Origin of the sequence: Amycolatopsis sp. NPDC006125 (assembly GCF_040614195.1) — a bacterium.
Taxonomy (GTDB): Bacteria; Actinomycetota; Actinomycetes; order Mycobacteriales; family Pseudonocardiaceae; genus Amycolatopsis_E; species Amycolatopsis_E tucumanensis.
Genome location: NZ_JBEXTZ010000174.1, coordinates 1 through 9,415, shown reverse-complemented (window position 1 = coordinate 9,415; position 9,415 = coordinate 1). Strand labels below are relative to the sequence as shown.

General features: G+C 72.2%; 8 protein-coding genes. 5 read left to right on the top strand and 3 right to left on the bottom strand.

Annotated features, from left to right (window positions below):
- Positions 1-248: 248 nt before the first annotated feature.
- The 3 genes from ABZ193_RS42260 to ABZ193_RS42250 form a co-directional block, all read right to left on the bottom strand.
- Complete coding sequence (locus ABZ193_RS42260) at positions 249-2,780, bottom strand: BTAD domain-containing putative transcriptional regulator (RefSeq protein WP_354714407.1); 2,532 nt, start codon at positions 2,778-2,780, stop codon at positions 249-251.
- A gap of 72 nt (positions 2,781-2,852) precedes the next feature.
- Positions 2,853-3,461: a hypothetical protein gene (locus ABZ193_RS42255; RefSeq protein WP_354714405.1), complete on the bottom strand. Its 609-nt coding sequence runs from the start codon at positions 3,459-3,461 to the stop codon at positions 2,853-2,855.
- Positions 3,458-3,835: a hypothetical protein gene (locus ABZ193_RS42250; RefSeq protein WP_354714403.1), complete on the bottom strand. Its 378-nt coding sequence runs from the start codon at positions 3,833-3,835 to the stop codon at positions 3,458-3,460. Before ABZ193_RS42250 ends, ABZ193_RS42255 begins: the two co-directional genes overlap by 4 nt.
- 215 nt (positions 3,836-4,050) lie before the next feature.
- Here ABZ193_RS42250 and ABZ193_RS42245 point away from each other — a divergent pair, with 215 nt between their 5' ends.
- The 5 genes from ABZ193_RS42245 to ABZ193_RS42225 all read left to right on the top strand — a co-directional run bounded on the left by ABZ193_RS42245 (position 4,051) and on the right by ABZ193_RS42225 (position 9,236).
- Positions 4,051-4,809: an AfsR/SARP family transcriptional regulator gene (locus ABZ193_RS42245; RefSeq protein WP_354714401.1), complete on the top strand. Its 759-nt coding sequence runs from the start codon at positions 4,051-4,053 to the stop codon at positions 4,807-4,809.
- Positions 4,810-4,911: 102 nt separating this feature from the next.
- Complete coding sequence (locus ABZ193_RS42240; RefSeq protein ID WP_354714400.1) at positions 4,912-5,343, top strand: organic hydroperoxide resistance protein; 432 nt, start codon at positions 4,912-4,914, stop codon at positions 5,341-5,343.
- 85 nt (positions 5,344-5,428) lie between these two features.
- Entirely contained in the window at positions 5,429-6,202 is a 774-nt protein-coding gene (locus ABZ193_RS42235) for an alpha/beta hydrolase (RefSeq protein ID WP_020419297.1), read from the top strand.
- Positions 6,203-6,423: 221 nt separating this feature from the next.
- Positions 6,424-7,884 (top strand): aldehyde dehydrogenase, encoded by a 1,461-nt coding sequence (locus ABZ193_RS42230; protein WP_354714398.1) that lies wholly within the window; start codon positions 6,424-6,426, stop codon positions 7,882-7,884.
- Positions 7,881-9,236, top strand: coding sequence for an MDR family MFS transporter (locus ABZ193_RS42225; protein WP_354714396.1), 1,356 nt, complete (start codon positions 7,881-7,883; stop codon positions 9,234-9,236). The genes ABZ193_RS42230 and ABZ193_RS42225 overlap by 4 nt, the downstream gene beginning before the upstream one ends.
- Positions 9,237-9,415: the final 179 nt, after the last annotated feature.

Here is a 9,415-nt window from a genome sequence, read left to right as displayed (position 1 = left end):
TCTCGACGTCCGGCCAGCCCTGCTTGGCGGCGGCGGCCTTCGTGCGCTCCGGGTCACGGCCGCCGAGGACGGCCAGCCGCGGCACCAGCGGCACGTCGAAGAAGATGACCAGGTCGCCCTCCGCGCGCGAAGGGCTCCGGCGGCCGCCTACCGCATTCGACCGCGAAACCACAAGCAGCGCAACGTGGTTGCTGCTTCACCAGGCTCGAACAGTTCCACGACCCGCAGGGCCGCGCTCGAACCGGCCCTCAGCGCCCTTCCCGGCGGAAGAGGTCCGGGCGCCGCGGCGCCCAGAGTTCGTCCTCCAGGTGGCGGTCCTGCCAGGACGACGGCGGGTCGGCGATCCAGTCGTGGCCGAAGATCGCGTACGGGTAGCTCGATCCGGCGCAGCTCACCTCGTAGTGGTCCAGGTAGTCCATCAACGGCGCCCACAACTGCCGGTTCGCGATGACCAGGTAGGAGGCCGCCAGGCCCGGCTCGTGCACCCAGCCCCGCATCATCCTGGCCAGGAACACGTCGGTGATCGGGTTCGGTTTGGACTCGAACGCGGGGCAGATCAGGTGCCGGGCGATGCCGAAGTGCGCCCCGGGCGGCAGGTTCCGCCGCGCGACGTCGTGCCAGACGTCCGCGATCACCGGGTCGGCCTCCAGCTCCTTGGGCGCCGGCTCGCGCACGGTCAGCCAGCTCATGAAGGCACGCAACCGGTCGCTGTGGACGCAGCGCAGGACGTAGAAGCCGCCGGGCTGGCGGTTCAGCCAGAACCGGACCGACGACGCGGTGAACTCGCCGTAGGTTTCGTGCGCGAGCGCGACCAGCTCGTCGTGGTCGGCCGGGGTGACCCCGGTGGCCCGCACGTCCGGCTCCCCCGTCGCCGACACGTACCGGTTCGTCACGCCGCCGCGGCGCCGGAGGTGGCTGATGGTTCGCAGGACCGCCGCGCTCGCCCGCGGATCGGTGGCATCCCGCAGCAGCGTGTTCATCGTGTAGTCGCGGATCCGCCGGTGCATCCGCTCGTAGCCGACCGGGTCCCGCCACCGCAGGTGGGCCTCCAGCGCTTCGCGGAGCACCCCGTTGATGTCCAGGCCGTGCCCGGGCGTCTCGACGTAGGGCTGCACGCGCAGCCAGTCGAACAGCTCCGCGGCGTCCCCGCCGGGCACGGCGACGCGCAGGAGGTCCTCGGTGGTGTACCGGGCGTGCGCGCACACGTGCAGCGCCCACCGGTGCTGCGGCGACGGCACCGCACCGATCAGGGTGTCGAGCACGGTGTCGACCACGAACCGCACGGCCTCGCGGCGCGACGGCTGCCCGGTCGCCGACATGCTGCGGCCGACCTCGGCGGCCAGCGACAGCACGAACGGGTTGCCTGCCGCGAAGTCCACGATGGACGGCACGAACCCGGGATCGACGCCGCGTGCCTCGACCAGCGCCGCCGACTCCGCGGCGCTGAGGGCTTCCAGCTGCCGGGCCACGATCGAACCGGACCACGCCGGGTCGGTGATCCAGCAGACGCTGGGCCCGAGCCGGCTCGCCACGACGACGATCGAGTCGGCGGGCAGCGTGCGGAGGTATTCGTCGCGCAGCCACGGTTCGAGTTCGCCGTGCCGTTCGAAGGAGTCGACGAGCACCACGGGCCCGTCGGACGCCGTGGTCAGCCCTTCGGCCAGCTGGTCAAGGCGTTCCCGCAGCTCCGCGGTGCTGACGTCGTGCAGGTGCCACACCGTCCGGCCGGCGGCCGCGGCGTCGTCGGCGTAGCGGCGCAGCAGGGTCGACTTGCCGACGCCCGCGTGACCGCACACGAAGAACACCACGAGGCCGTCGCCGCGCCTGCGGCCGAGCATCGCGGCGAAGGCCGCGCGCTCGGCGTCCCGGCCGACGAACCGGGATCCGACGGCGCGGTCCAGTGCCGCACCGGCCGGGCGGGCCGCCGGCTCCCCGGTCACCGGCGCCACGGCCCGTGGCCGCGGGGCGGGCACGAACTCGTCCTCGGCGTCGGTGTCGGCGCGCAGGATCTTCTCGTGGATGGCCCGCAGGCGCGGCCCCGGGCTGACGCCCAGCTCCTTGCCGAGCAGGTCGTAGACCATCCGGTAGACCTCCAGCGCCTCGGCGCGGCGGCCGCTGCGGTAGAGGGCCAGCAGGTAGATCTCGTACAGCGGCTCCTCCAGCCGGTTCAGCTGGATGAGCAGCGGCACCTCGGCCACCACCTCGGCGTGCTCGCCCATCTCCAGGCGCAGCTGCAACAGCTCCTGGGTGGCGATGAGCTTCAGCCGCTCCAGGCGGGAGCGTTCCCGCTCGGCGGCCTCGCCCGGCACCCCGGCCAGCGCGGTGCCCGTCCACAGGTCGAGCGCCTCGCGCAGGTGCTTGGCCGCGCCCGGCACGTCCCCGTTCCCGCGTTCCTGCCGGGCGGTCTCGACCAGCCGCGTGAACTCGTCCGCGTCGAGCGCGAACAGCGACGGGTCGAGCATGTAGCCGCTGGACTGCGAGCGGATCGCCGTGCCGAGGCCGTGCTCGGAGAGCACGCGCCGGATGCGCGAGATGTAGGTGCGGATGACGGCCTCACCGGTGGCCGGGGCGCGATCGCCCCACAGGCCGTCGATGAGCTCGCCGATCCGGACGAAGCTGCCACTGCGCGACAACAGCAGCATCAGCACGGCCTGCTGTTGGGGCGCGCCCAGTTCCAGCTCGGCGTCGCCGCAGCGGAGGCCGGGCGGTCCGAGGATGGTGAAACGGCATGGGGTCGAGACCACGTTCTGCTGTCCAATCACGGCTGCCCGGCGGTGCATACCCGGAAAGTAGGTCTGCCGGGACGGCCCTCGCGAGCGTCACGTGACGCTGTGCTTGTACGTCACCGCTGGTCAGTACAACCAGCGGTGTCCCGCGACCACCTCGTCGGGCGAGCGCTGCGCCGCCCACGCGGCGTCGGATTCCCGCACGGCGCGGAACGCGTCGGCGAGTTCCGCGCCGAGGACCGCGGAGATCCGCGAGTTGCCGGCCAGCGCGGCGAGCTGCTCGTCCACAGTGGAGGGCAGGAGCCGGATGCCCGCGGCCGCGCGCTCGGCGTCGGTCCAGGTGCCGGGGTCCTGCTGGACGGGGTCCGGCGGGGTCAGGCGGTCCTGAACGCCCGCGATCCCGGCGGCGATGACGACCGCCAGCGCGAGGTAGGGGTTGGCCGAGGCGTCCGACGGCTTGAGTTCGAACGGCAGGTCGCGCGCGCCGCCGCCGCGGGACTGACCGTGCGCGCGGGCTACGAAATCGAGTTCCAGCTCACCGCGGCCGACGCCGGTGAGTTCCGCCCTGTGCACGACGGGCCCTCCTACGGCCCGCTCCGCACCCTGGCCGTCGACGGGTCCGCCGAGCAGCTGCTGCGCGAACCTCGACCACAACGGCATCGGCGTGCACCAGTCCCACGGCGAATACGGGCCGGGGCAGTTCGAGCTCAGCATCACCGCGCAGGACCCGCTCACCGCCGCCGACCACCAGCTAGCACGCCGCGCGGGTCGTAGGGCCAGTCCGAGCCGTCGGCGGCGACCAGGCGGCCCGGCGCCCAGGCGAAGCCGGACTGACCGGACAAGCGGACGATGCGGTCTGCTTCGGGCACGAGCCGGACGTCACCCGACGGCGTGCCGAGTCCTTTGTGGCCGAACGTGATCGCGTCGTGCGAGTCGAAGACCGCGAACAGGGGTGTGACGCCGATCCCGGCGCGCACGGCGGACGGCAGCCCGCGTGGCGGCACGGTCCGCGACCTGGTGATGCCGTTGTTGTCGGCCCAGGCGACGGTGATCCCGACGACGCCCTGATTCGCGAGCTCCGCCACAGTGGCCCGCACGTCCTTGCCCACCGAGTACCCTTTCGTTCACAGCGCTTCCGTTGCCGGCGCACCATTCCTAGAGCAGTGGTGCAGACAACGTGTAGACGTCGTGTCTACGAAGCGAAGTGCGCGGGTTCCCGCGACGCCGGCACGGCGCCTCTGACACAGTGGAGGCAGGGCCGGTCGCAGGAGCCCAGGCTCGACTTCACAATCTCGCGCGTCGCGAAAGGGCGGGGGAACCAATCATGGCCGGGGTGAGTTTCGGGCTGCTGGGCCCGATCAGGGTCTGGCACGACGGTCATCAGCTGGACGTCGGATCCCCGCAGCAGCGCGGGGTCCTCGCCCTGTTGCTGCTCGGCGAGGGGCGGCAGGTCACGCTCGAGGAGATCGTAGGCGCGTTGTGGGGGCCGGCGGCGCCGCGCAGCGCGGTCGTCACGACGCGCACCTACATCTCGCGCCTGCGCCGGCTGCTGACCGGCGCCGCGGGCGGGGGCACGTCGGCGGAGATCCGGTCCGCCGGCCGCGGGTACCAGCTGCTGGTCGACCCGGCCGCGGTCGACGTGACGGTGTTCCGCCAGACCACGGCCGACGCGCGTGACGCGCGGGACCGGGGTGAGGACGCCGAGGCCGCGCGGCTGCTGCGCGGGGCGCTGGCGTTGTGGCGCGGGCCCGCGCTCGACGGGCTGGGCGGCTCGTTCTTCGAGGGCCGCCGCACGTGGCTGGAGCAGCTGCGGGCGTCGGCGATGGAGGAGCGCTGGGCGCTGGACATCGGCCAGGGCGACTGCGCGCAGGCGATCGCCGAGCTGACGCTGGCCACGAGCGGCGAGCCCTACCGGGAACGGTTGTGGGAGCTGCTGATGTGGGCGCTGGACAGCGAAGGCCGGCGGGACGAGGCGTTGTCGGCGTACCGGCGGATCGCCCGGCTGCTCGACGACGACCTGGGACTGGAGCCCGGCCCCGGACTGCGGCGGATGCACGCGCGGATCAGCGCGGCACTGGTCTGATCCGGGGATGACGTACACCGGTGACGTCGTGCGACGGTCGCCGCGACGGTTCCGGCGTTCGTAACGTGGTCGGCACACACCACGGAACGCAAAGGAAAGCCGATGTCTGAGATCACCTACACCGCGGTCGCCTCCTCCACCGCGGAGGGCCGCAACGGGGGTCAAGCCAGGTCCGACGACGGGCAGCTGGACGTCACGCTCGGCGTGCCCAAGGCGCTCGGCGGCGCGGGCAACGGCACCAACCCGGAGCAGCTGTTCGCCGCCGGGTGGGCGTCCTGCTTCATCGGCGCGGTGCGCCGGGTCGCCACCGCGAAGAAGATCCACCCGAGCGACCTCGCCGTCGTCGCGGAGATCACCCTGCACCACGACACCGAGGCCAACGACTTCAAGCTGAGCGCGGCGCTGCACCTGGAGGCCTCCGGCGTCGACCAGGCCACCGCCGACGAGCTGGTCCAGGGCGCGCACCAGCTGTGCCCGTACTCGAAGGCCACGCGCGGCAACATCGAGGTCACCCTCGACGCCACCGTCGCCTGACCTCTCCCCCCTACCTCGAGCCCGCCCCCGCTGTCCCCGGTGGCGGGCTCGAGCCCGTTTTGTCCACAGTGAACGGAGCTCCTCGATGAAGATCTTCCCAGCGGTGGCCGCGGTGCTCGCCGCGTCCGTGCTGGCCGCCTGCGGAGCGGAGGCCGAAACGACGCCTCCCCCGGGACCGAAGCCAACCGTCGTGCTGGTGCACGGCGCGTTCGAGGACGCGTCGTCCTGGGCGCAGGTGACGCGGAAGCTGCAGTCCGAGAACTACCCGGTGGTCGCGCCGGCCGTGCCGCTGCGCGGCGTCGCCGCGGACACCGCCGCCCTGCAGGGTGTGCTGAACGCCATCAAGGGCCCGAAGATCCTCGTCGGGCACTCCTACGGCGGTCTGCTGATCAGCGAGCTGGCCTCCGCGCCGGATGTACGCGCCCTGGTCTACGTGGCCGCGTTCATCCCGCAGGCCGGTGAGACGGCGGGGCAGCTGAACTCGCAGTTCCCCGGCACGCTGATCGGCCCGGCCACGACGCACACCGTGGACAGCCCGGACGGCCCCGAGCTGTACGTCAACACCGACAGCTTCGCGGCGCTGTTCGCCGGTGGGCTGCCGGCCGCCGACGCGGCGGTGTCCGCCGCCGGGCAGCGGCCGATCCTGGCCGCAGCCTTCGACGAGAAGGTCGCCACCACGGCGCCGGGCAACGTGCGGAAGTTCGCGATCGTGGCGACCCGCGACCAGGCGATCCCGCCCGCCGCCGAGCGGTTCGAGGCGCAGCGCGCGGGCGCGACGATCACCGAGGTCGACTCGCCGCACGCGGTGCCGGCGGCGAACCCGCAGGCCGTCGTCGACGTGATCCACCAGGCGAGCTGACCTGCCCGCCGTGACGAGTTCCAGGCTGCAGGATCACCAGCGCCGGCGACGAATGGGCACCGCGCGGCGGCGGGCCGGGCTCGGGCACACCGCGCACCTGGGCAGCCGGAACGCCGAAGGCGCTTCCGCTGAAGTGTGACCCTCCGGACAGAAACCGCCTCATCACTGTGGCAATTAAGTGCTACAGTGATGAGGCAGTTGAAATTCGGAGGGAGCACCCAGTGATCATCAACGAGCAGCTCTTCATCGGCGGCGAGTGGACCACCCCGAGCAGCCCGGAGCTGCTGGACATCCGGTCCCCGCACGACCAGTCGCTGCTGGGCCGCGCCGCGCAGGCGCTGCCCGCGGACGTCGACCGGGCCGTCGCCGCCGCGCGGAAGGCCTTCGACGAGGGGCCGTGGCCGCACACCTCGCCCGCGGAGCGGATCGCCGTCATCCGCAGGCTGAACAAGCTCCGCGAGGAGCGCGCCGACGAGATCGCGGCGCTGATTTCGGCCGAGAACGGCTCGGCCCTGTGGTTCACCAAGGCCGGCCAGCCCGGTCTGACCCGTCAGGCGAACGCCTACCTGAAGGCGGCGGAGGAGTTCGGCTGGGAGGAGACCCTCGAACCCTCCGACCCCGCCGCGCCGTTCCGCTCGGTCGTGCGCCGCGAGGCGGTCGGTGTGGTCGCCGCGATCATCCCGTGGAACTCGCCGTTCTCCTCGGCGATGGCGAAGATCCTGCCCGCGCTGCTGGCCGGGAACACGGTCGTGCTCAAGGTGTCGCCGGAGAACACGCTGAGCATGAACCTGCTCGCGGATCTGCTGGCGCAGACCGGCCTGCCGGAGGGCGTGATCAGCGTGCTGCCCGCGGACCGCGAGACAAGCGAGCACCTGGTCAAGCACGCGGACGTGGACAAGATCGCCTTCACCGGCTCGACCCGCGCCGGCCGCCGCATCGCCTCGCTGGCCGGTGAGCAGCTCAAGCGCGTGAGCCTGGAACTGGGCGGCAAGTCCGCCATGATCATCCTGCCGGACGCCGACCTCGGCGCCGCGATCCAGGGCGTGAAGTTCTCCTCCCTGCTGAACAACGCCGAGTCGTGCATCGCCCAGACCCGCATCCTCGCGCCGCGCGCCCGCTACGAGGAGGTGGTCGCCGGGCTGAAGGAGCTCGTCGAGTCGCTCGGTGTCGGCGACCCGGCTCAGGACACCACGTTCATCGGCCCGATGGTGCGGCGCGACCAGCAGCAGCGCGTCCTCGGCTACATCCGGACCGGCATCGAGGAGGGCGCCCGGCTCGTCACCGGCGGCCCGGAAGTCCCGGCGGGGCTGGAAAACGGCTTCTACGTGACGCCGACGCTGTTCGCCGACGTGGACAACTCGATGCGCATCGCGCAGGAGGAGATCTTCGGCCCGGTCCTGGTCGTCATCGCCTACGACGACGAGGACGACGCGGTCCGCATCGCCAACGACTCCGAATACGGCCTGTCCGGCGGCGTGTGGTCGGCCGATCCCGCGCACGCGCTGGCGGTCGCGCGCCGCGTCCGCACCGGCACGATCACCGTCAACGGCGCGCCCATCGGGTTCGACGGGCCGTTCGGCGGGTTCAAGGCCAGTGGGCTGGGCCGCGAGTACGGCGCGGTCGGGCTCGGCACCTACACCGAGTACAAGACGGTCACGATCCCGGTGCAGGCGCAACGATGACGACCATCGACATCCCCGCCAGACCCGCCGTGCGACCGGCGGTGACAGCCCTCGTCCTGGCTGTCCTGCTGGCCTCACTGGACCAGACCATCGTCTCGACCGCGTTGCCCCGGATCGCCGGGGACCTCGGCGGGTTCCGCGACATCGCGTGGGTGACCGCGTCCTACCTGCTCGCCTCGACCGCGGCCACCCCGTTGTGGGGCAAGCTCGGCGACATGCTGGGGCGCAAACGCCTCTACCTCGTCGCCACCACGGCGTTCCTGGTCGCGTCCGCGTTGTGCGGGCTGGCGCAGGACCTGCCGCAGCTCGTCGCCGCGCGTGCCCTGCAGGGACTGGCCGGCGGCGGGATGATCGTCCTGACGTTCGCGCTCGTCGGCGACATCGTCGCGCCGGCGGAACGCGGCCGGTACCAGGGCCGGTTCGGCTCGGTGTACGGCGTCGCGAGCATCGCCGGGCCGCTGCTGGGCGGGCTGTTCACCGACGAGTTGTCGTGGCGGTGGGCGTTCCTGATCAACGTGCCGGTCGGCCTGGTGGCGGTGGCGATCGCCGCGCGGTACCTGCCGGCGGCGGCGCGGCGCCCGGCCGCCCGGATCGACTACCTGGGCGCGGGTCTGCTGGCCGCGGCGGCGACCGCGCTGATCCTGATCACCTCGTTCGGCAAGCGGTGGGGCTGGGCGTCCCCGGGCGTCCTGGGGCTCGCGGCGGCGGCGGTCGTGTTGATCGCGCTGGTGATCCCGGTCGAACGCCGGGCCGCGGCGCCGGTGCTGCCGCTGTCGATGCTCACCTCGCGGACGGTCGTGATCGCGTCGGTGGTCGGGTTCGTCGCCAACGTCGCGATGTTCAGCGTGCTGGTCTACCTGCCGACGTACCTGCAGGTGGTGGACGGGGTGTCGGCCACGCTGTCCGGGGTGCACATGCTGCCGCTGGTGATCGGGCTGGTGGTGAGCCAGTCGCTGGCCGGCCGGTGGATCGCGAACCCGGCGCGCGTGCGGGTGGTGCTGGTGGCCGGGATGGTGCTCAACGTCGCCGGGCTGGTGCTGCTGAGCACTCTGGCGCCGGGCACGTCGCAGGTCGTCCTGGTGCTGTACTTCCTGGTGACCGGTGTCGGCATCGGGATGGTGCCGATGGTCGCACTGACGGCGGCGCAGAACGCGGTCCCGGCGGCGGACATCGGCGCGGCGAGCGCGGTGGTGACCTTCGCCCGGTCGATCGGCGCGGCGTTCGGGGTGGCGGTGTTCGGGACGCTGCTGGGTGATGATGTGGCGGGGAACATCGGCGGGGCGTTCCTGTGGATCACGCCGCTGGTGGTGCTGGGGACGCTTCTCGCGTTTCTTCTTCCGAAGCGGAGCTGACTTTTTCGCGCAAAGGCGCCCGGCTTTCGGTTGGGCGCCTTTCGCTACGCGGGTTTCTCGGGCGCCGGGCTCGCAGGCTCGCACCGGGTGAAGCCCGCCCCGATTTCTCATTCTTTCAACGGCCGAGCAGGGGTTGTCAAGGCTGGAAAGAGTACCTTGACAACCCCTGATCGGCCGCC

Bases quoted from the DNA above. Each gene is read 5' to 3' on its own strand.
- ABZ193_RS42235 (WP_020419297.1), top strand. From the start codon at position 5,429: ATGAAGATCTTCCCAGCGGTGGCCGCGGTGCTCGCCGCGTCCGTGCTG.
- ABZ193_RS42225 (WP_354714396.1), top strand. From the start codon at position 7,881: ATGACGACCATCGACATCCCCGCCAGACCCGCCGTGCGACCGGCGGTG.
- ABZ193_RS42240 (WP_354714400.1), top strand. From the start codon at position 4,912: ATGTCTGAGATCACCTACACCGCGGTCGCCTCCTCCACCGCGGAGGGC.
- ABZ193_RS42245 (WP_354714401.1), top strand. From the start codon at position 4,051: ATGGCCGGGGTGAGTTTCGGGCTGCTGGGCCCGATCAGGGTCTGGCAC.
- ABZ193_RS42260 (WP_354714407.1), bottom strand. From the start codon at position 2,780: ATGCACCGCCGGGCAGCCGTGATTGGACAGCAGAACGTGGTCTCGACC.